The organism is Cryobacterium sp. SO1 (assembly GCF_004210215.2).
Taxonomy (GTDB): Bacteria; Actinomycetota; Actinomycetes; order Actinomycetales; family Microbacteriaceae; genus Cryobacterium.
The window spans coordinates 3450194-3471403 of sequence record NZ_CP067394.1 but is presented as its reverse complement, the minus strand read 5'-3'; the positions used below and the strand labels follow the sequence as shown (position 1 = coordinate 3471403).

General features: G+C 62.1%; 25 protein-coding genes. 21 read left to right on the top strand and 4 right to left on the bottom strand.

Going from position 1 to position 21210, the window contains the following annotated elements:
- Positions 1-68: 68 nt before the first annotated feature.
- The 11 genes from BJQ95_RS16575 (at position 69) to BJQ95_RS16525 (ending at position 9587) form a co-directional block, all read left to right on the top strand.
- The gene (locus tag BJQ95_RS16575) at positions 69-332 is read left to right on the top strand and encodes a hypothetical protein (RefSeq protein ID WP_256041427.1); all 264 of its coding nucleotides are present in this window, start codon (positions 69-71) and stop codon (positions 330-332) included.
- Positions 329-1471, top strand: a complete 1143-nt coding sequence (locus tag BJQ95_RS16570) for a restriction endonuclease subunit S (RefSeq protein WP_130176598.1) — start codon at positions 329-331, stop codon at positions 1469-1471. The genes BJQ95_RS16575 and BJQ95_RS16570 overlap by 4 nt, the downstream gene beginning before the upstream one ends.
- Positions 1468-4569, top strand: a complete 3102-nt coding sequence (locus BJQ95_RS16565) for a type I restriction endonuclease subunit R (RefSeq protein WP_130176597.1) — start codon at positions 1468-1470, stop codon at positions 4567-4569. The genes BJQ95_RS16570 and BJQ95_RS16565 overlap by 4 nt, the downstream gene beginning before the upstream one ends.
- On the top strand, positions 4556-5281 hold the full coding sequence (locus tag BJQ95_RS16560; RefSeq protein ID WP_130176596.1) for a M48 family metallopeptidase: 726 nt from the start codon (positions 4556-4558) through the stop codon (positions 5279-5281). Before BJQ95_RS16565 ends, BJQ95_RS16560 begins: the two co-directional genes overlap by 14 nt.
- A gap of 24 nt (positions 5282-5305) precedes the next feature.
- Positions 5306-5845 (top strand): uracil-DNA glycosylase family protein, encoded by a 540-nt coding sequence (locus tag BJQ95_RS16555; protein WP_130176595.1) that lies wholly within the window; start codon positions 5306-5308, stop codon positions 5843-5845.
- 545 nt (positions 5846-6390) lie between these two features.
- Positions 6391-6684 (top strand): hypothetical protein, encoded by a 294-nt coding sequence (locus tag BJQ95_RS16550; protein WP_130176594.1) that lies wholly within the window; start codon positions 6391-6393, stop codon positions 6682-6684.
- Complete coding sequence (locus BJQ95_RS16545) at positions 6681-7208, top strand: hypothetical protein (protein WP_130176593.1); 528 nt, start codon at positions 6681-6683, stop codon at positions 7206-7208. The genes BJQ95_RS16550 and BJQ95_RS16545 overlap by 4 nt, the downstream gene beginning before the upstream one ends.
- 57 nt (positions 7209-7265) lie before the next feature.
- Positions 7266-7439 carry a hypothetical protein gene (locus BJQ95_RS16540; RefSeq protein WP_165384863.1) on the top strand — a complete coding sequence of 58 codons (174 nt, stop codon included), beginning with the start codon at positions 7266-7268 and terminating at the stop codon, positions 7437-7439.
- 92 nt (positions 7440-7531) lie between these two features.
- Complete coding sequence (locus BJQ95_RS16535) at positions 7532-8152, top strand: hypothetical protein (protein ID WP_130176592.1); 621 nt, start codon at positions 7532-7534, stop codon at positions 8150-8152.
- Between the two features lie 326 nt (positions 8153-8478).
- Complete coding sequence (locus tag BJQ95_RS16530; RefSeq protein WP_130176591.1) at positions 8479-8967, top strand: helix-turn-helix domain-containing protein; 489 nt, start codon at positions 8479-8481, stop codon at positions 8965-8967.
- 17 nt (positions 8968-8984) lie between these two features.
- On the top strand, positions 8985-9587 hold the full coding sequence (locus BJQ95_RS16525; protein ID WP_130176590.1) for a PIN domain-containing protein: 603 nt from the start codon (positions 8985-8987) through the stop codon (positions 9585-9587).
- A gap of 232 nt (positions 9588-9819) precedes the next feature.
- Here BJQ95_RS16525 and BJQ95_RS16520 read toward each other — a convergent pair whose 3' ends face one another.
- The gene (locus BJQ95_RS16520) at positions 9820-10323 is read right to left on the bottom strand and encodes a hypothetical protein (protein WP_130176589.1); all 504 of its coding nucleotides are present in this window, start codon (positions 10321-10323) and stop codon (positions 9820-9822) included.
- 453 nt (positions 10324-10776) lie between these two features.
- Between BJQ95_RS16520 and BJQ95_RS16515 the strand changes: the two genes are divergently transcribed.
- Positions 10777-11187, top strand: a complete 411-nt coding sequence (locus BJQ95_RS16515) for a hypothetical protein (RefSeq protein ID WP_240694623.1) — start codon at positions 10777-10779, stop codon at positions 11185-11187.
- Positions 11184-11906 (top strand): hypothetical protein, encoded by a 723-nt coding sequence (locus tag BJQ95_RS16510; protein WP_130176588.1) that lies wholly within the window; start codon positions 11184-11186, stop codon positions 11904-11906. Before BJQ95_RS16515 ends, BJQ95_RS16510 begins: the two co-directional genes overlap by 4 nt.
- A 261-nt stretch (positions 11907-12167) precedes the next feature.
- Here BJQ95_RS16510 and BJQ95_RS16505 read toward each other — a convergent pair whose 3' ends face one another.
- Positions 12168-12764 carry a DNA-binding protein gene (locus BJQ95_RS16505; RefSeq protein ID WP_130176587.1) on the bottom strand — a complete coding sequence of 199 codons (597 nt, stop codon included), beginning with the start codon at positions 12762-12764 and terminating at the stop codon, positions 12168-12170.
- 552 nt (positions 12765-13316) lie between these two features.
- On the opposite strand from BJQ95_RS16505, the gene BJQ95_RS16500 reads away from it, so the two are divergent.
- From BJQ95_RS16500 to BJQ95_RS16475, 6 genes are all read left to right on the top strand, one after another.
- Positions 13317-13670 (top strand): helix-turn-helix domain-containing protein, encoded by a 354-nt coding sequence (locus BJQ95_RS16500; RefSeq protein ID WP_130176586.1) that lies wholly within the window; start codon positions 13317-13319, stop codon positions 13668-13670.
- A gap of 103 nt (positions 13671-13773) precedes the next feature.
- Positions 13774-14196, top strand: coding sequence for a hypothetical protein (locus BJQ95_RS16495; protein ID WP_130176585.1), 423 nt, complete (start codon positions 13774-13776; stop codon positions 14194-14196).
- Positions 14193-14990: a hypothetical protein gene (locus BJQ95_RS16490; RefSeq protein WP_130176584.1), complete on the top strand. Its 798-nt coding sequence runs from the start codon at positions 14193-14195 to the stop codon at positions 14988-14990. Before BJQ95_RS16495 ends, BJQ95_RS16490 begins: the two co-directional genes overlap by 4 nt.
- A 179-nt stretch (positions 14991-15169) precedes the next feature.
- Positions 15170-15646, top strand: a complete 477-nt coding sequence (locus tag BJQ95_RS16485) for a prevent-host-death protein (protein ID WP_130176583.1) — start codon at positions 15170-15172, stop codon at positions 15644-15646.
- Between the two features lie 2 nt (positions 15647-15648).
- Positions 15649-15990, top strand: a complete 342-nt coding sequence (locus BJQ95_RS16480) for a hypothetical protein (protein ID WP_130176582.1) — start codon at positions 15649-15651, stop codon at positions 15988-15990.
- Between the two features lie 333 nt (positions 15991-16323).
- Entirely contained in the window at positions 16324-16617 is a 294-nt protein-coding gene (locus BJQ95_RS16475) for a hypothetical protein (protein ID WP_130176581.1), read from the top strand.
- 439 nt (positions 16618-17056) lie between these two features.
- On the opposite strand, the gene BJQ95_RS16470 is transcribed toward BJQ95_RS16475, so the two are convergent.
- Both BJQ95_RS16470 and BJQ95_RS16465 read right to left on the bottom strand, forming a co-directional pair.
- Complete coding sequence (locus tag BJQ95_RS16470; protein WP_130176580.1) at positions 17057-17695, bottom strand: hypothetical protein; 639 nt, start codon at positions 17693-17695, stop codon at positions 17057-17059.
- A 15-nt stretch (positions 17696-17710) separates the two neighbouring features.
- Complete coding sequence (locus BJQ95_RS16465; protein WP_165384862.1) at positions 17711-18652, bottom strand: hypothetical protein; 942 nt, start codon at positions 18650-18652, stop codon at positions 17711-17713.
- A gap of 582 nt (positions 18653-19234) precedes the next feature.
- On the opposite strand from BJQ95_RS16465, the gene BJQ95_RS16460 reads away from it, so the two are divergent.
- Complete coding sequence (locus BJQ95_RS16460; RefSeq protein WP_130176578.1) at positions 19235-19693, top strand: hypothetical protein; 459 nt, start codon at positions 19235-19237, stop codon at positions 19691-19693.
- Between the two features lie 107 nt (positions 19694-19800).
- Complete coding sequence (locus BJQ95_RS16455) at positions 19801-21006, top strand: Fic family protein (protein WP_240694622.1); 1206 nt, start codon at positions 19801-19803, stop codon at positions 21004-21006.
- Positions 21007-21210 lie beyond the last annotated feature (204 nt).

The following is a 21210-nucleotide window of genomic DNA, read 5'->3' as shown; positions in this document are numbered from 1 at the left end:
CGCTTGCTCACGTCGTCGGCTTGTTCAAAGCGGAAGCAGCTACGAAAAAGGCAGCCAAAGATGCCAAGATGAAGCTCGATCAATTGACGCTGAAACAGTATGGCAAGCTCAGCACCGCTGACGTTCAGAGTCTCGTCATTGACGACAAGTGGGGCGGTCGCACGCTTGCCGGCGTTAGGGCCGAGCTGGATGGACTTACTCAGAAGTTGGTGAAACGCCTGAACGTGCTGGGCGAGCGCTACGAGAAGACCGTGGGCGATATCGACGTTGAAGTCGAGGCGCTAAGCGCCAAGGTCGCGTCTCATTTGGCGGCGATGGGAGTGACGAAGTGAGCGAGTGGCAGACAGCCCCGCTTGGGAACGTTGCGACGCTCCAACGTGGATTCGATCTTCCGACACGGCTCAGACGACCCGGCAGTGTTCCGATTGTTAGTTCGTCGGGCAGAAGTGGACGGCACGACCGCGCGATGGTCAAAGCGCCAGGAGTCATCACCGGGCGATACGGAACGATCGGGAAAGTCTTTTACGAGGAAGACAACTTCTGGCCTCTAAACACGACTCTTTGGGTTTCCAATTTCCACGGAAACCACGAGCGATTCATCTATTACCTGCTTCAGCGCGTCGACTATGAGACGCACAGCGGCAAGAGTGGTGTTCCTGGCGTCAACAGGAACGATCTGCACGGAGAACTTGTCCGCATCCCCGACACAGTCGATGAACAGCGCCTGATCGCTGCATTTCTGCTTGGGGCCGAGGAGCTTGTTGGCGGACTCGAGAAACTCATCGCCAAGAAGCGCGCCATCAAGCAAGGCATGATGCAGGAGCTCCTGACCGGCCGCACCAGGCTCCAAGGATTCACCGGCACCTGGATGACCAGCCATCTTGCAGCCGTTGCCAACGTTGATCCGGAGTCACTCAGCCCGGCGACCACCTCGCCGACGGAGATGATTGACTATATCTCGCTCGAGGATGTGAGTAGGGGCTCGATCATGAAGAGTGCGGCCTACCGCTTCGAGCAGGCCCCGTCCAGAGCGCGTCGTCAGGTTCGACCTGGTGATGTTCTTTTTGGAACCGTTCGCCCCAACCTGCAATCCCACGCGCACTATACAGGCGGCTTGCGGAATCCAGTGGCATCAACCGGATTCGCCGTTATTCGCAGTCGACCAGGAATTACAGATCCGAACTACCTTGGGCAGTGGGTCTTGAGTTCCGGTGTCATGGCTCAGATAGATCGGATCATCGCCGGCTCGAACTACCCGGCGGTTTCCAGCGGTGATGTGCGTAGGCTGGAACTCTTGCTTCCGTCAGAGGAGGAACAGGCGGCGATCGGCAGTATCCTGCGCGACGCCGACACCGAAATCGAAGTTGCCGGGCATCGCCTCGAAGTCGCCCGAGCTATCAAGCAGGGAATGATGCAGGAGCTTCTGACGGGGCGCACACGTATTCCTGCCGCCAAGGGGGACACGGTATGAGCGCGGTTGGGCAGGTGGAGCGCAAGACGCAGAATCGCGTGGTCAAGTTTTTTCAGGAGACCCTCGGCTATGCCGATGGCGGCGACTGGGCGGACCGCGCAGCCAACTCGAACATCGAGGCCACCTACCTTCGCACCAACCTGCTGGCTCGCGGCTACGACGCGGAGATCGCCGGTAAGGCGATCAGCGAGGTCGTTAGGGTCGCATCGGTGGGCGGAGCCCGCACGCTGTACGATGCCAATCGCGAGGTCTACGGCTTGCTTCGGTACGGGGTTAAGGTCAAGCGTGGTGCGGGCGACCAATTTGAGACAGTATGGCTCATCGATTGGAGTAACCCGGAGGCCAACAACTTCGTCGTGGCCGAGGAGGTCACGATCGCCGGGGAGCACAAGAAGCGCCCTGACGTCGTGATCTACGTCAACGGCCTCGCGCTCGGCATCATCGAGTTCAAGCGCTCGAAGGTCAGCGTCTCGGAGGGCATCCGGCAGAACATTGGCAACCAAAGCGCCCACTTCATCCGTCCGTTCTTCTCGACGGTCCAGTTCGTGTTCGCGGGCAACGATGTTGAGGGTCTGAGGTATGGAGTTATTGGGACCCCCGAGAGGTACTGGCTGCAGTGGAAGGAACCTGAGGACAGCGTGGTCGGCGTGGACGTAGCCGAACCGCTAGACAGGGCCGTTCTGCAAATGTGCTCGAAGGACCGCTTCCTCGAGCTGATCCACGACTTCATGGTGTTCGACGCGGGCTGGAAAAAGACCGCCCGGCACAATCAGTTCTTCGGGGTGAAGGCAGCTCAGACCCGCATCGCCAGCCGCGAGGGCGGGATTATCTGGCACACCCAGGGGTCGGGGAAGAGCTTGGTGATGGTGTGGTTGGCTAAATGGATCCGCGAGCATGAGCCTGAGTCACGCGTCCTCATTGTCACCGACCGCACCGAGCTGGACGAGCAGATCGAGAAGGTCTTTGGGGGGGTCAACGAGAGCATCTACCGTGCGACCTCTGGTATCGATCTGCTAACCCAGATGAACAAGCACGATCCCTGGCTGATCTGCTCCCTCGTTCACAAGTTCCATGGGAGTGACGAAGACAATGACCTCGACCGAGACAGCGAGGCGTTCATCCAACAACTGCGGTCGGGAGTTCCCACCGGGTTCGCTCCGAAGGGCAACCTATTCGTCTTCGTCGACGAGGCACACCGCACGCAGGCGGGCAAGATGCATCGGGCTATGAAGGAACTACTTCCCGGGGCAATGTTTATCGGCTTCACGGGCACGCCGCTGCTTAAAGCGGACAAAGCGACGAGTATCGAGACGTTTGGCTCGATCATTCACGCCTACAAGTTCAACGAGGCCGTTGAGGACGGCGTCGTGCTCGACTTGCGCTACGAGGCGCGCGATATAGAGCAAGATCTGTCTAGCCCGGCGAAGGTGGACAAGTGGTTTGAAGCGAAGACCAAGGGTCTCACCGACCTCAGCAAGGCTCGCCTGAGGAAGAAGTGGGGCACCATGCAGAAGGTTGTGTCCGCGGAGCCCCGAGCCAAGCAGCTGGTCCAGGACATCCTGCTGGACATGGAGACCGAGCCGCGTCTTGTGAGTGGCCGGGGTAACGCAATGCTCGTCGGCGACAGCATCTACCAGGCTTGCAAGTTCTACGAGATGTTCGTCAATGCCGGCTTCAAGGACAAGGTCGCTATCGTAACGAGCTACGTCCCCAGCCCGAGCGACATCTCCAAGGAAGACTCCGGCGCGGGAGCCACAGAGAAGCTACGCCAGCACGACATTTACCGAAAGATGTTGGCCGACTTTTTCGGCGTACCTGCCGACGAGGCCGTGGGCCGGATTGAGGAGTTCGAGAAGGAAGTCAAGCGCCGCTTCATTGAGGAGCCAGGCCAGATGCGCCTTCTCATTGTGGTCGATAAACTCCTGACCGGCTTTGATGCGCCGAGTGCGACGTACCTATACATCGACAAGAAGATGAGTGACCACGGTCTATTTCAGGCCATCTGTCGGGTCAACCGTCTTGACGGTGACGACAAGACTTACGGCTACATCATCGACTACCGGGACCTGTTCAACTCGTTAGAATCCGCCATCACGGACTACACCTCGGGCGCTCTCGAGGGGTACGAGGAGAAGGACGTCGAGGGTCTACTCAAGGATCGCGTCAAGCAGGGGCGCCAGGATCTCGAGGAGGCACTCGAGAAAATCCGTGCGCTGGTCGAGGCAGTCGCGCCGCCCAAGGGGACGCTGGAGTACCAGCACTACTTTGTGGCATCGGTCCCGGGCGACGCTGCGCAGATCAAAGCTAATGAGGTCAAGCGCGTTGAGCTTTACAAGGCCGTCTCTGGCCTGGTCCGCGCGTACACGGCGCTGGCCAATGACATGAATACCGCGAAATACTCGCCGGCGGAGGCAGCAGCGATCAAGAACGAGGTGACGCACTTCGTGGCCGTGCGCGACGAGGTGGAGCTCGGCGCTGGCGAGAACATCGACATGAAACAGTTCGAGGCCGGCATGCGCGCCCTACTCGACACCTACATCCAGGCTGATCCGTCCGAGGTGGTTGCCACCTTCGAGAAGGGCCTGGTCGAACTGATCGTCGAGCGGGGTGAGGATGCGCTTGCTTTTCTGCCGGCAGGTCTCCGCAAGAACCCTCGAGCCGCGGCGGAGACAATCGTCAACAACGTCCGCAAGACGATCGTGGACGAGCGCGCCATGAACCCGCGTTACTACGACAAAATGTCCGACCTGCTCGACGCACTGATCGAACAGCGCCGACAGGACGCCCTCGACTACAAGGGCTACCTGCAGCAGCTGCTCGATCTCGCGGCCAAGGTCGGCAAGCAGGAATCCGACACAGTCTATCCGGAGTGGGCTAAGACCGGTGCCCAGCGAGCACTGGTCGACTTCGGTTTGTCTGACCCCAATCTCGCGGTCATTATCGACTATACGGTGATGCTCCAGAAGGAGCACGGCTGGGTTGGAAATCGAATGAAAGAGCGAGCCCTTGCCCGCGAGCTTCGCCGCACGCTGCCCGAAGGCTTCGAGCGCTTCGAGGACCTGTTCGAACTGGTTAAGGCCCGCGATGAATACAGCTAGCGCCCACCTCACCGTCGCGGGAATTGGGGTAGACGTTGTCTTCAAAGACATCAAGAATCTGCACATTTCCGTGTATCCCCCGCTCGGACGCATACGCGTCGCTGCTCCGCATCGTCTCGGCGAGGACGCGATCCGTCTCGCCATTGTGCAGCGCCTGCAGTGGATCAAGAGGCAGCGCGAGCAACTTCGAGGTGCTGACCGTCAGACAGAGCGTCAGATGCTCTCCGGCGAGACCCATTACGTCTGGGGCCAGCGTCTTCGCCTCGACTCATCCCGTCACGGGCGGTCGAAGGTTAGCGTTGCTGGCACGACGCTGTGGGTGACTACCCCCGCTGACTATAGCGACGACCAACGCAGGACGTTGCTCGACCGTTGGTACCGCGAGCAGCTCAAGGCTGCGGTCCCACCGCTATTAGAGAAATGGCAACCTGTTGTCGGCGAGGAAGTACAGAACTTCGTTGTGCGCCGAATGAAGACTAAGTGGGGTACCTGCCAAGCCAAGTCGCGCGCAATCTGGCTCAACCCCGAGCTCGCGAAGAAAAACCCGCGCTGCCTCGAGTACATCGTGGTTCACGAATTAACCCACCTCGTCGAGCCCACACACAATGAACGCTTCGTCGAACACATGAGCCGGTACATGCCCGACTGGCAGGCACGTCGCGATGAATTGAACGACGCGCCGCTAGCCAGCGAGGAGTGGGATGCGAAATAGCCGGGGTTCCGAGATGCCAACGGCATGACGGACCTCATCGGGTATCAGGAGCGCGTCGAGTGGATGGGCGCTGAGGTGCTCACGCTCGCTGAAGTATGGCCCCTTCGGCCGCGAGCGGTGATTGTAGGAATTAATCCCTCGCTGACGAGCGTTGCGGCCGGGCACTATTTTCAAGGTCAGGGCGCCCGAGGTCGGATCATGATGCTGGTCAAAGCCGGCCTGATGGCGCTCAATGATGGCGAGCATCAATTCGAACGAACTGCCCTTGAATCCGGCGTCGGTTTTGCAGACCTCGTCCGACGGCCGACCCCAAGCGCAGCCGACCTGCCCGACAGTGAGATTGAGTACGGCAGGGCGCGGTTCGAAACGAATATGGCTGCGCACGAGGTCCCGCTCGTCATCGCCATCTATGCCCCGCCAGTCCAGGCGCTATTGGGAATGAAGGCACAGCCTGGCTACCAGAGCGAGTTGACGTCGTGGGGTGCCCGCGTATTCAACCTTCCGCGGCCCTACTTGAAATCCGAGTTGGCAGCAGAGGTCATGACGACGCTTCGTATTGAGTAGCAATCGAGAGTCTTGCTGGGCAGAGGGGCTCCCTGGTCCAGCAGGGTTACTAGCTCGTCGCTGCTCTCCATGAGCTTCTGCGCGGTCGGGCGCAGTGTTGAGCGCGTTCCCGTCGCTGGTACTTGCTCGAGCCCGCTTGAGGTGAGCGGCTCAGGTCACGCTCGTCCAGTACACACCTCATTGACACATATAGTCCTACATGGGACTATCTCTGTATGTATTTGTCTACGTCTCAAGCAGCCAGCGAACTGGGAGTATCCGCGCGCCAAGTGAGGCGTTCTGCGGCATCTGGACGCCTCGTTGCCACCAAGTGCGGCGCCTCCCACGCATTCTCTCAGCGTCAGGTCCAGGCTCTCGAACGCACAGCGCACCGAGGCCGCAACTGGACAGACACGGTGCAAAACGCTGCCCTCGACTTGCTTGCGACTGGCAAAACCTCTGACCTAGCCAACGCAGCGCTGAGCAGCACCGAACGAAGCCGCCTCAAGCAGCGCATCCGAAGCTCTGACGTCGGCGCGCTGGCGGGCCAGATCCTTCGAGGCCGCGTGTCTCTGAGGCGAGCCGTCAGCGACGAGGCCAAGAGCCGTTTCGTAGCCGCACTGGCCAGTGAGCTTGGCCTCTCCGCTGGCGGCGGACTAGGCGTGCTCGTCGCGCAAGACGCCCACCGCGCAGCCAGACGGGCTCGTCTGGGTCTCGACGACGCAGGCGACATCGCGGTCGTTGAAGGCGACGAAGAACACAGCAAAGTCCTCGAGGCGCTGGCCCTGTACACTTACGGCGATGCGCGTGAGTGCTCCGCGGCGACCGAGTGGCTCACTGCTGCGCAGGCGGCGCTATGAGCGACCTCCCGATGGTCAGCCGTCCGCTGGTCCACGTTGATGCTCGCTCCAGCAAATGGGAGGAACCGCCCTGGCCCTCGGCCTTCGACCTCGCGCGGCTACTGCCGCACAGCTCCTGGACGCTGGTCGGAGGTCTCATGGTGAAGCTCCACGCTGAGCTGGCTGAGTTGCCAGCTCCCCGCACGACTGTCGACGTGGACTCTGCCCTCCACCTCGAAACTGAAGCGATCACTTTCCCCCAGGCCGCTGCGCTCCTGCAGGGAGCCGGCTACGTCCTAGATGGGTCTTCGAAGTATGCCTATCGTTTCGAACGTGGACGAGAGCAGGTGGACCTCATGTGCTCGGACCGTCAATCCATCTTTCGACGCCCCCGATACGGTGGACGCCCACTCTTCGGAATCCCCGGGGGCACCCGGGCCCTCCAGCAGACGATCAATGTCGATGTCTTGACGGCAGTGGATACCGTCCGGCTCGTCGTCCCCACCGTTCGCGGTGCCATGGTGCTCAAGGGAGCTGCCTATTAGGAGGACTCCCGTGATCGAGGCCGCCACGCTGAGGACGCAGTGGTGCTTCTGGCGTGCATGGATGATGCCAGCGAATCGCTGCTCGGCCTGAGCCAACGGAGCCGGGGGCGGCTGCGCGCGCTCGTGAAAGTGCTGACCGAGCAGACGGCGCCTTGGGCGAACCACGATGCCGTCGTGCAGGCGCTTGCACGAGAGACGCTCGACGAGCTGGCTGAGCTGCTCGGCACATAGTCACAAGCGGTGGCGCTGGCAACGGCACTCAGCACCAACCACCAGCCAATACGCTGAGCGGGAACCATCACTTTCCTTTGGGGGGAACCATCGTGAACGCAGTCCGTCGCACCATCCTCACTACCGGTGCAGCGCTCCTGCTCACGGCGCTCCTGGCCGGCTGTGGCGTCGCCAGCGGCGACCTGAACGGCCTGATCCCCAGTGCCGCTGAAGCCAAGGATGCACAGGCCTCAACCCAGACGCCCACGCCCACGCCAACGGCCATCCCCGGTGATGCCGACGGCAACGGCAGTCGGTCCGAGTTCGAGAAGCAGCTGTTGGCCAAGAACGCAGTGCGCGACTACACGCTGCCCGACGGTAGCGTCATCAAGATCGACCCGACACAGCCACTACCCGCTGAGGTGACCGCGCTGATCGTCTCAGCTGCGGCGCCGCTCGTCGAGCAGATGACGTCTTCCTACGACAAAGTCTCGCTTCCGCCCCAGGAGCAGATTCAAGCGCTGATCGCCGAGCAGAGCGCTGCGACCGGCCGCGGCATCGTCATCTTCCATCACGCGTGGAGCTCGATCGACTGGGTCGACCAGAAATGGTGGGTGGGTGATTTTCCAGGCGAGACCTGGCCGGTCACGGCCAGCGCCGACAGAGAAGCGAACCTGGCCGCGGTGACGGTGGCCGCTGCAGAACGTAACTACGAACTCATCGTCATCGACTGACGTTGCGCTCAGGGACCTCTATCCGAGAGCTTTCTGAACACCTGAGTTGCTACAAGATCACGTGTCATGTGTAGACATCAGATTCACAGCCCGCTTGGAGAGCGCTTCAGCGCAGGTGCCTCCGAGCTCCTGGACCGCGGCATCCGGATCGAAGCTGCGACAGGACGAGCATTTGATAGTGAAAAATCAACTCGCCGACAACCCGTCGTGAGCCGTCGTGAACCGCCTCCAGCCTTGCAGATATAACTGCAAGGTCGTAGTCTGATGGAACGACGGCGCCATCGCTGGCGTCAATCGAACGCATCTATTGAGAAGGAAGTGCTGTCATGGCGGCCAACGTTCTGGCAAACGGCGCCCTGCTCGTGGACGACGCAGTGCGCCGTGGTGCGGAGTCCTTCATCGCCCAGGCCCACGACCGCAACGTGACCCGGGGATCGCTGACCCTCGTTGACGGCACGACACTTCCGTTGGATCGTGAGCTTGCTGAACTCTTGCAGTTCGTCATCCGAGGGTTGCCCTCAGGCACCGTGAGCGTGCAGTCGGTCCCTTCTGAGATGACGTCGACCACGGCGGCCAGTATCTTGGGCGTGTCCCGTCCGACGCTGATGAAGATGGTGAACGACGGCTTGCTCGCCTCACACAAGGTGGGCTCTCATCACCGCTTCAAGCATGCAGACGTCGCCCAGCTCGCTGCGGTGCGCCGTGCTGGCCGGATGAAAGCATTCGCCAAGCTCCGTGAACTGGATGAGGAGCTCGAAGAGCACGCCACGCCGGAAGAGCATGCAGAGCGCGCTGTGGAGTCAGACACCTTGTAGACCACTAGCGTGTAGACGTGCATCATGTGTTCGTCGACTCCAACGTGTTAGGTAGTCGCACTCTCTACGACTGGCTGTTCCTTCTGCGCGCCCAGTCGGAGATGTTCAGCCTGGCCACGTCGCTTGATGTGCTCGACGAGTCACATCGAGTGTGGCGGCGCAAGCATGCTAGCGCGGGCGGCGACCTGCGCCAGAGACGCGAGAAGACATTCCGCGACAACTTCGATGACATCCTCGAAGATTGGACTGGCGGCGAGGCTGTCAATCTGAAAGACAAGGATGATCAGCACGTCCACAACGCTGCGGCATACTGCCATGCCGACATCCTGCTCACGCAGAACATCACAGACTTCGGCGACCCGGACGTGTTGCCATACGACCTCTATACGCCTGATGAGTTCTTCTGTCTTGCCGAGATCAGCTCGCCATTTGTGGTCCGCGACGTGACCCAAATTCAGAACAAGTATTGGCAAACGCGCCGTGCCAGAGGCGACAGCGTCAAAGGCCTCGCGCAAGCGCTCGCAGATGCAGATTGCCCGCAGTTTGCGGCATTTGTGGATGAGCACCTCAAGGTGTTGGCCGGACCTATCAAGCAGAGGCCGCCTGCGCGCACTCGCTGAACGAGAATTCTGTGCGATCGCATCACCGTACTCAAGTGGCTGGCAAGCCGGCAGCGGACGAGTCTCCCGCAGTGGCGAGGACGTCACCGCAAGGTTTCGTGAGGCCTGGGAAGAGCTGTCGCGGGGCCTCGCGTCCTAGTCGGGCCGCTTTTGTGGCCGCACTAGATCGCCCGAGTCGTTCGCAATAAGGCGCGTGCTTCCTGATATTTGTGGGCGAACGCCTCCTGTCCCGTTACCCAAGGTAAAGATGCGGACCGACTCTCATGTCTTCCTCCGTGAACTGCACGTCTCCTCTGAACACGTTGCCCACGCTGAGTCCGTAGAACTTTTCGCTGAGCACCATGTCATCAATGGTGAACGCGAACTCGCAATAGAATACGCCAGCGACTGCTTCGACAGACCCTTCGTCCAGGTTTCCGATGGCCACGATCTCACCAGACGAATCTGTAGCCGTGATCTGGGCGCCTTCGGCCACATCGGAGAAGCTCGAGGAAGACACGCAATCGTCGGGCCAGCCGAGGGGGTCGGTCAGCTTGGTTGCAATGTATGCAATGGTGGCCGCAGAGTATGCATCGAACTGCTCGCTCGTGAGCGCCACGTCGACGACCCCGTAGATCGTTCGAGCGGCCGGCGCTGTGTTCGTGCTCGTGCTCTCATCCGGGCTCGGCGCGGATGTTGACGCGCAACCCCCCAGAGCGAGCGCACACACAAGCAGTACCGGTAGTGCACGCGACATTTGGGCTCCAGGGTAGGGCTACGGACAAGCTGAGCCTACTGGTGCAACGTAGGTAGGCATTGCCCAGCCAATTCGTCGCTCGGGGGGTCTTGCCGCCGCGGCTGATGCCTAGTTGGCTTGCCGCGTGCGAGTGGCGGCGCGACGACGCCGCAGCAGAGTCGACTCGGCGTCCCTGCGAGCTTCCGCGAGGATCTGTTCCCGGACGCTCGGGTTGCTCAAGTCGCGCAGACGAGGAGAGCTCACCGGTGTGCGCTTGATCTTCCCAGGCGTCGAGATGGTCATAGCGTCACGATACGCCTTCGGGCGGCCTCCGTGGGGTCGTGTTCACTAGCATTGCGGTGATATTTCGGTGGTATTTCGGTGGAGTTATGGTGGACATTGTGTTTGGGCGCACGTAGGCTTGAATTAGAAAACCAGACAGAAACCAGACATTCACCAGAAACGAGGCCCGAAATGGCCAAAAAGACTTCCGGTGCGGTGGTTGCACAGACCGTCGCGACGAACGCCGCCTACCAGCGCGCGATTCGGCTGGACATTCGTGAGACCACCCGGCGCCTCAACGCTGCACTCGGCGGCACTCTCGTCGCTGCGCTGGCAGGTTCGAAGGATGCGAAGGCCTCGCATAAGTGGGCCAAGGAGGGCGGCCCCCAGCCGCGGCCTGAGGCCATCAAGCGACTCGCGTTCGCCTACGAGCAGTGGCAGAAGGTCGCGGAGGTTGAGGGCGAGCATGTCGCTCGAGTGTGGTTCATCGGGGCCAACCCGTGGCTGGACTACGACACCCCCGTGAACGCGATCCGTGAGGACCGGCTCAAAGAGGTCGGCCGCGCCGCTCAGGCCTTGATCGACGACGCATTCAACGGATGAGTCAGCGGATCTGCACGAAGACCGGGTTCGCCCTCACGGCAGGTGCGGCAGGTGCGGCCAAGTCCTTCCGAATCGCGCGTGAGTCCAGAGGCCCGTTCGCACCTCCGCCCCGAGCGCCCGGCGACGACGTCAAGGGCTGGAGCCGGTACGACACCCTGGGGCGCACGATCTACTCCAGCGCCGACAAGCTGACCGCGTACATGGAGCTCCTGGCGCCGTATCGAACAGAGGTCGCGGGGAAGAGGCGCGCACTTCAGCCCGTGGCCGACTTCATGGGCGTCCCGCTTTATGATCTGTGGTACGACATCGTGGCCGAATGGGACGGGCAAGGCACGATGAAAGCAAGCTGGCTTCCCCGCGTGTTTCGCGAGGGCCGCGAACTCTCCACGCTCAGCTTCCCTGCAGGCTGGTGGATCGACATCACGGCGACGGAGACCATCGCCGCCTTGCAGGACCTCTTCGAGGACTTGTGGCCAACGTCTGATGGCATCGTAAACGGCCCGCTGACGCTGGCACACCTGACCGGCGAAGACCGCGTCCTCACCACCGCCATCGCAGAGATGCTGCGCGAGCACGTCGAGCTGGACGACGGCACGCTCCCCCTGGGCATCGAATTCATCTCCAAGCACGGTCGACCCGCCTACGGCAGCGGTCAGTGCTGGGCGCACTGGATGCGCGAAGTGTGGACAACGGCCTCGTCGAGCCCACGCGCATTCTGACTCGCGGACCGATCAGGGATGCGGATCCCGACTTCAAGGCGGCCTTGGCGCACTGCAAGATCAAAGCCCGATAGCCCAACCCCGCCACAGCCGATCCGGCGGTCGCGCGCTGCGCTACCCGCTCGAGACTGGGCACTGGGCACCTGGTCGTTGCGCCTAGATGGTGTTTGTCGTCGCTAAACACGAATTGGAGCGAGGACCGTGGTGAATAGCTCCTTTTTTAGCGTCTAGCCCGCCGTGCGCGGCGCGCCGCAACGACCGTCAGTCGTCCGTCGTAGCGCGAATCTGCTCGAGTTGAACGAGCAGCCGGTCTCGCTCGGCGGTCACAGCCTCAAGCGCGCCCTCGGCACGATCCGCTCGCGAGCGTTCGGCTGCAAGCTGGGATGCCTGCTCATTGGCCTGCTCTGCAGCGAGAGTCTGCACTGCTGCGATCTCCTCGGCGGCAAGCTGGGCGGCGACTCGCGCTTCGGTGTCGATTCGTTCGCACTCCTGCTCGAGGTCCTCGACCGCCGCGGTGAGCTTCGCTACCTCACTTTCAGACTCGCGCAGCTTCAACTCGCCGCCGGCGCGGGCCTCATCGAACTCGGCACGAGATAGCGCACGCGCCTCGTGCCACGCTGCTTCGGCGGCGGCCAGGAAGCGAGCCTGCAGCTGCTCCGGTACCGGCTCGGTGGCCACGGCCACGGCCTTGTTCTCTCGCTCCTTCCAGGCCTTCGCGGCCGCGGCGGCGGTCGCCATGCGGACACCGGAGCGCTCCCTCACGGCTGCCGCGGTCACGCTGACGCCTTCGGCAGCCAACTCGTCGGCGGCACGGGTGGCCTTGTCCTCGGCCGGAACGATCTCGGCGTCCTCGCTCATGTCGACTCCTCAGGATGCGGGTAACGGGTAACGGGTAACGGGTAACGGGTAACGGGTAATGCGGTAATGGCGTTACCTTGCCGCGTTACCCAGGAGCATGAAAGAGCGGAATATGGACAGGGCGCCCCGTCGCAGGGGGGACGGGAGAGTGGCTCAACTGGCCACGTTCGCCGCGGACCAGGACGACGTTTGCCGACGGCTTGCTCTCGTCGCCCGGCAACCGCAGGGACGATCACGCTGAGCCGTGCGGTCTACGCAGTTGGGCTGCTGCAGGCGTTGGCGACACGCGAAGTAGATGCCTATCCGAGAGTTGCCTGGACACCTGATTCAACGTGGCATCACGTGAATCATTGAGGTATCAGGTTCACAGCCCGCTTGGAGTATTCGACCGATGTTGATCCGGTCGAACTGAGGCGCCGGAATCTGACGCCCGCATGTCACCGGCTATCACCGCTGAAACCCATGTGACATGTGCACTGGATTTTCGACAGACAGAATCTCCAAAACTGGCTATTATTGACAGGTACACCTGTCAACCCGTGAGGAGCAATCATGGTCACCAGACGTTCGCCGGCACGCACGAGAATGCTCAAAGAGCTCGGCTCGAACATCACCCGGTGGCGGAAGCTCCAGGGTCTAAGCGCCACGGTGCTGGCCGAGCGTGCCCACGTCACCCGGGACACCCTGCGGGGCATCGAGACCGGCACTGGTGCTCCTCGCATCGACTCGCTGCTCGCGGTGCTCACGTCGCTCGGCATGGTCAACACTGTCATCGCGAGCACCGACCCGTGGAACTCGATCGCCGGTCGGACGCTGATGGACGAGCAGATCGGCCTGCCAACCGAGCAGCGATGGATGACCGAGCCACCCGGTGGGCCGATCCCGATCGCATCGACGCCCAGCTGAAGCCGTGATGCCGACGTCTATCGCGTGCGATAGCTTCCACGACTCCGCACCATCGCCAACCCGCACCATCGCCAACCCGCACGATAGAAGGAGAGAGCCTGTTATGCCGACACTCATTTCCACGAAGAGCATCTCCAGCGAGATCCGTCTGCATCTCCTCGAGGGTGACCAGGCGGCAGCCCTTCGGGACGCAGTCGAAATCGCTGGGCGCATCCGAGCGCTTGGATCCATCCCTGACGGAGGGTTGCCGACCTGGGCCACGGAGCCGCCGCCGAGCACCGGTAGCGCCCGCTGGGATACGATCCTCGCCACTGGGATGGCATATGCGATCGAACAGATCGGTGGCGAGCCGGAACCATGGATGGAAGCGGTGCCACCCCTGGGGGCGCTATCCACGCTCACTGGCTACGAGCCCGACGAAGCATACTCCGGCGATGTATACATAGAGCGCCTTCGCGCTGAGACACCTGCTCGCTTCCTCAGCAAGAAGATCCTCGCTCGAGATCGAGATTGGACGATCGCATGAATGAATACCGTCAGATTGAGGCGTCCGAGATCAGCGACCTCCTCGAAGATCTCCTACGGCGCTGCACTGAACACGACATCAGCGCCGACGTCTATCTCATCGGGGGTGCGGCACTCACAATTCAGCTCGGTCGTCCCCACGCGACGCCGGACTTTGACGTGCTCCTGAACCCGAAAGACGAGATCCTCGCCGTTGCCGGTGAGATGGCGAAAGAAATGGATCTCGACCCGGACTGGGTCAACAGCCGCGCCTTCGCCTTCTTGGGTGGCATGGACACCGATCTCGACGTAGAGGCCAAACAGCTCCCCATCGAAGGTCACCGAGTCCGGGTTGCAAGTCCTCGATACCTGCTCGCGATGAAGCTCGCGGCAGGCCGGGCAAAGGACCTCGACGACGCTGCGGCCTGCGTCCGCGCCTTGGGATACCCCAGCTCGGACCAGATCGTCGACGACGCGATCCGCATCCTCGGCGAAGACAGCATGGCCTGGAGTGCTCCGCACAACGAGGATCTCCACGAGTGGATCCGTCCTGAAGTCGATTACATATTGCGTGCTACACGAAATGGCGCAGGTCGATGGGCACAGCAGCACATCGCAAACGCCGCGCCGTTCGTCGCCGAGCGCGCTGTCATGCCAGCGCAGCCGGTGCCCTCAGCGCAGCCAGCGCCGGCCAACCCGCCGGCCAACCCGCCGGCCAACCCGCACTCCGAGCGTAAGCGGCGATTCCCGGAACTATTCGCCGACGGCGAGAGGCCCGCGGCGACCACGGAACCGTCACCCGAACCGGAGCGGTGAGCCGGAGCGCTGAGCCGGAGCGCTGAGCCGAGTACAGCAGAAGCCCCGCCACTGATCCGGACGCTCGACTACATGCCGCCCCTGGCAGTGTTGCTGGAAACCGAGAATGCCCCCGATTGACGGCCGGTCGCCTTGGTAGCCACCTAGACTTCCGAACACATTCCGAATACCATGGGCGCATGTCCCTGATCAACGAACTTCGCACCACGACCCGGCGCTCATCAGACCTGAGCAAGCACTCGGCCGACGTGTTCGCCGAGGCCGAGAACCAGCCTGTCCAGATCACTCGTCGCGACGGTGAGCCACTGGTGTTGATGTCGCAGCGCGAGGCGGACGCGCGGGACGCTCTTTTGCAATTCGCCGCCGACCTCATCACGGTCACACTCGATGACGAGGGCACCCTCGCATCGAGAATGGCGGAGCGGTTCCAGTGGATGCTGGCCTTGTCGCTGGAGGACCAGACGCAGTGCGCGCGAGATCTCGTCAACGCTGCTCGAGCGTCGTTCGCAACTGGGCAGGCACACCTTGCCATTGCTGAGCTCACCTCGTGGCGCGAGACCGCAACGGCGATCGCTGCTGGACTCTCGGGCCGTCCGAGCCCCCAGGGCTACCCGGTCGACTGGCTCGACGACGCAGAGCCGGTTGAGCGTCCCTGACGGTGGCAAAAGACGACCTGGTCGACAGGCCCACAAAAAAGACCGAGTACACGATTCGATTCGCGTCGGCCGGCGCCCGCAAAGGATGGCGCGACCTAGCTGCGACGATCCGGAACCCGATGGCAGACACGTGGGACTTTCTGACAAAGACGCCCACCGAGCGCACCCCGACGAACTACCCGCTGCGTGGTGAATTGGAGTTCGTCCACCGTGATGGCGTGGACCACGGACGCTGGCAGCACAAACCCACAGCCCAAGGTGACGCTCGAATCTGGTTCTACGTCGAAGGGCACGATGTGTTCCTCGAACAGGTCCACACCCATCATCCGAACGCGACGAAGTGAGCGCACGGGCGTAGGTCAGGATCACGCCTCCGGAGGGTGTTTCGGGCGCCCACGAACATGGGCTGATGGCCCCCGATGGCGATCTGCCGCCAGTGGACGCATTGTCGCCAGCAAGTACGGCGCATCCCATGCATTCGCTCAGCGCCAGGTCCAGGCCCTCGAGCGCACAGCGCACCGAGGCCGCAGCTGGACCGACGCAGTGCAGAAGGCGGCTCTTGACCTGCTCGCAACCGGAAGAACCACAGAGCTGAGCAGTACCGAACGAAGCCGCCTGAAGCAGCGCATACGGACCATCGACGTCGGCGCGCTGGCGGCCAGATCCTTCGAGGCCGCGTGACTCTGAGGCGAGCTGCGAGCGACGAGGCCAGGAGCCGTTTCGTGGCCGCGCTGGCGAGCGAGCTCGGCCTCTCCGCTGGCGGCGGACTAGGTGTGCTCGTCGCACGAGACGCCAGCCGCGCAGCCAGAAAGGCCCGTCTGGGCCTCGATGACTCCGGTGACATCGCTGTCGTCGAAGGCGACGACGTGCACCGCAAAGTCCTCGAGGCGCTGGCCCTGTACGCGTACGGCGACGCGCGTGAGTGCTTCGCGGCGACCGAGTGGCTCACAGCTGCGCAGGCAGCGGTATGAGCGGCGGCTCGATGATCAGCCGCACGCTGGTCAACATCGATGCTCGCTCCAGCAAGTGGGAAGAACCACCGTGACCGTCAGCATTCGACCTTGCGCGGCTTCTTCCACACATGGACGCTGGTTGGCGGCCTCATCGACGAGCTCGCCGAGTTGCTCGGCAAGTAGTCACAAGCGGTGGCGCCAGCCACGGCACCGTGCGTACGCTTTCCTTCGATTGATCTGAGCCGGCCTGTTGACATGATTGTGTCCGCACGAGTCATTGTGGCCTAGTCGGCCACGAGCCAGCTGCACTCCCAGGATCGGCGAGACGTATCGAGTCGAGGAGAACTGGATGCCGTAACTGAATGTCCTTAAACGGCTCGGCGTCCGGGAGTAATTCAAGGATGATGTTGTTTCTGTTGTCATAAATCCAACGTGTGCGGATCCTGCCGGTTGTGGCTCAGCTGTCGCCCGTTTGGCCGGGATCATGCTCAGGGTTAGTCCTGATGACTAATGGAGTCGGAGGCTGAGACCCGGTGGGAGCTGGTGACGATGGCACAGTTCCAGCATGCATTCCGCCGGCGAACGAGCTAAATGGGCGTGCCTCTGCGGCGACGATCCACGACTTGCCGGCGTGCGACGCGAGCGCGATCAGCGAAGCAGGGCTCTCCTTTTCCAGCCAGGTGACGATCATGTACTCTTCGGTCGCCTCCAATACCGCAGCGTCGTCGGCAATGTCTCGACCGCGAGCATGCACACGGATCCGGTAGGTGCCGGGGCCGAAGCCGTCAAGCCGTGGCCAGTCCGGCATCGGCATCTCAGAGAACCCGCAGAGAACGAGCGGGCCGTCGTCGACGATGGCCGAGAATTCCGCGATGTCCTCCCACGACTCATCGACTTCGTCCGGTCGACCTGACCGACTCTCGACTGTGACGCCAACAGGTCCGGACCATACCCCCGTATGAAGTTCTGGGTACTCGAACCCCTCGCGGATGAGGCCTGTGCTATCTAAGTTTGGACTGTGAGGGGGCAGAGGCAGTCTGCAGTTCAGGAATTGCACGATATGCGACTCGGCGTGCACCTCAATTCGTTCACTCACCTCTGCCCCTCATTTTCAGCTTGTAACTGCGACGTAGAAGGCGTCCCGGTCGATGATCCTATAAGGCTTGAATACTTGGCTTTGCAAGAGAGAGCCAGCCAGACTGTTCTCCGCTGCGTTGATCATGCAGATGCTGTACCCCACCGCGCCGGTTGAAGGGACACCCGGTAGCGTCACTTGACACCAGTCCTGTGTTCGCGCGGTGCCCCCACCAGTAGACGCTCCTTCGAAAGTAGAAGCAAACGGGTATTCATCGCACGAAAAACCCTCTGGTCGAGGCAGGCTCGCGTTCTGAGGGCATGCGGTGTCCCGGTTCTGTTGTTGCAGCGCAGAGTTCACCAGCCGGTGTAGCGGATTTGGATACTGCCCTCCTGGAAGTCCGGATGCTTGGGCTGCAGCGACGTGCGCTCCGAATGTCGGAAATTGTGACAGCGAGTAGTAGGCGGAGCCGGTCACCACATCGGGGATTGCGCATCCCGGTACTACGTTCGGGAGTGCGTCGTCGCAGCGCATAACAGGCGCCGGATTGGTGGTCATCAATACGGTCGCCCCAACTAGGGTGGGTGCATCGAAGTAGACGTCCCACTGAGGATTCACCCTTGTGACAGCACCAAGAACACCGGTCCACGTGAAGAAGGATTCGCCGTACGAGCTCGTCGTGAGCGTCGACGTCTGTGGAGGAAAGCTGGACGTGCGAGTCATCTGTGGGCAACTCCAGGTGCAGACGGCGTTCCCCGTGACCGACAGACCCGCTGCCGTCCCTGTGATACTCCAGGGCGAGATCTCAATCTGATTTGCCCAGGTGGTGTTGTCGCCCGCGGCGTAGATGTAGTTGTAGAAATTGAAGTCCATTGTCCCGGTGACAATGGGCTTCTTCCCTCTTAGTTCCACGACACTAACCCGTTTGCTGAAAACTCCGCACGTCTCGAAACGGTTCGCCCAATACTGATTGTCCACACCGTGTTGCTTGCACCAAACCGGGAGTGGAACGTGCGACGAGCCGGCAGCCTGTGCCTCCACCCGAGCCCCAGCTCGCGCCTCCACCTGAGCTTGGGCTCTAGGGTCAGACTTGCCGTCCTCAACACAGACAGAAACCCCGCGACTGTTTACGGGAGAGCAGGTCCTTGTCGATTCTGACCGCTGCAGCTCGCCCAGGTCGGCGGGAACAGCCTCGCCTGACGCCACAACTCCATGGGCCCCCACCATGCCGGCGGTCACACCATCGTTCGGATCAAGGTCCAAGGGCACGGACGGCACCACTGGGTTGTCGGGGCTAGCAGACGCGGCCGCACTTGTCGCGGTGGTGTCATCTGCTGCAACAGGTCCAACGGCGCCAATCGCGGTTAGTGCCAGCGCGGTGATACCAATAATGCTTAGTAGCGTGCGTGGTCCATTACTTGTTTTCAAAGTTTCCCCCAGTCACTTCATGGTGCGAGAACTGAATTTGTCGCACGCCTCGGAGTATGGACTCACTTCCACAGCCACGACTATCCCCCCTTTAGGGTCCGGTGGATGTTCAGCCTGACTACGACCTAGGACGTGCTCGACGAATTCCACCGAGACATGCGGATGCGCCATGCGGCGACGTTCCGCCACAACGTCGACGAGATTCTCGAAGACTGGGCCGGCGGTGCGGCTGGCAACATCATTGACGCCGACGATGAGCACGTCCACAATGCCGCGAAGCACTGCAGCGCGGACATACTGCTCACGATGAACACCAATGACTTTGGCGAAGCAGTCCTGTTGCCGTCTGACCTCTGCACCGCCGACGAGTTCCTCTGCCTGGTAGAGAGCAGCTCTCCGTTCGTGGTCCGCTCAGTGACCAGGATCCAGAACACGCATTGGCAGGGCCGGCGCGACAAGGGTCACACAGTCGAGAGCCTGGTCGAGGCCCTCGAGCACGTGGGCTGCCCGCTATTCGCGGCGCACGTCGCTGAGCACCTTCGCGTACTGGCTGGACCCGTCAAGGCCTCGAAGCCGAGACGTAATCGCTGATCGCTGCGCATGGCCGCTAGGCACTGAAGGAGCTAATCACCACTGTTCTAGCGCTAATTCGTGTTTAGCAATCACAAACACCATTTAGGCGCTGTAGAGTTGTGGCTATGCACGCTGAGATCACCAACACCGCCTGGCCTCCACACGAGGTTGAGACTCTGCCCTGGCGCCAGCAGGTGCGCGGCGGCACGCGTGAAGACCGGATGCTGAGCTCGGTCGACGCGACAATCCCGCCACTGATCCAGACGCTCGACTACATGCCGCCGCTGGCCGTGTTGCTGGAAACCGAGAAAGCCCTTCTCGCCGTCGCGCAGGCTGACACCGACGCGGAAGGCCATTCCGCTGCGCTGAGCCGTTTCATGGTGCGTTCGGAATCAGTGGCCTCCTCCAAGATCGAGCGCATCTCTGCATCGGCGATGGACTATGCCCAGGCGATCGCCGGCAACCGGGGCAACGCCTCTGCCATGAGCATGGTCGCCGCCTCGGCTGCGCTGCATGAACTCATCACCACCGTTGAGCAGCACGGCCGCTTCGAGCTGGAGCACATCATCGACGCGCACCGCGCGCTGATGAAGGATGATCCCGACGAGGCGAGCTACGCGGGTCGTCTGCGGGACATGCAGAACTGGATCGGCGGAAGCGACTACTCACCCCGAGGTGCTCTCCACGTGCCGCCGGCGCCTGGGCGCGTCGCCGAGCTGATGAGCGACCTGGTGGCCTACCTCAACCGCGACGACGTTCCCGTGATGGTGCAGGCCGCGATCGGCCACGCCCAGTTCGAGTCGATCCACGCCTTCACTGATGGCAACGGACGAATAGGCCGTGCGCTGGTATCCGCTGTGCTGCGTCGACGAGGCGTCACCCGTAACGCTGTTGTGCCGCTGGCCAGTGGACTCCTGGCCCGCCGCGACGACTACTTCGCATCGCTGGGCGCATACCGCCTGGGCGGCCCTGCGCTGCTGATCGACTTATTCGCGCGCTCAGCGCGTGCTGCTGCCGAGTGCTCGCGCGGCACCATCGCTCGCCTGAAGGCGATGCCGGACGTTTGGGCGGCAGAGCTGCGCCCTCGCGCCGGATCTGCTGCTGCTGCGTTGATTCAGGCGTTCTATGACCACCCCGTGATGAGTGCAGCGGAGATCGAGGCACGGTCAGGGTCCGTGGCTTCCCAGGCATACCGGGCCATCGACCAGCTCACCCGAGCCGGGTACATCCAGGAAATCACCGGGCGCAAGAAGAACCGCGTGTGGGCGGCGTCCGAGGCGCTGGCCGAGCTGGATGATCTCGACCGCCGCATCCAGGCTGCGATGGCGTGAGAATGAGCCTCGAGAACGCAGGGGCCGACGACGAGGCCCTCGCTCGGCTGAGCAGGTCGCTGCCCGCCGATCAAAGTGGCCGGCCTCGGCCGGCCGGGCCATGGCCGGAAGCGGACGGGCCGACATGAGTATTGCTACGAGGCCTGGCCGGGTGGCCGGGTGGCCGGGTGGCCGGCCGGGAGTTACTAGGGGCTATCTTCGCCT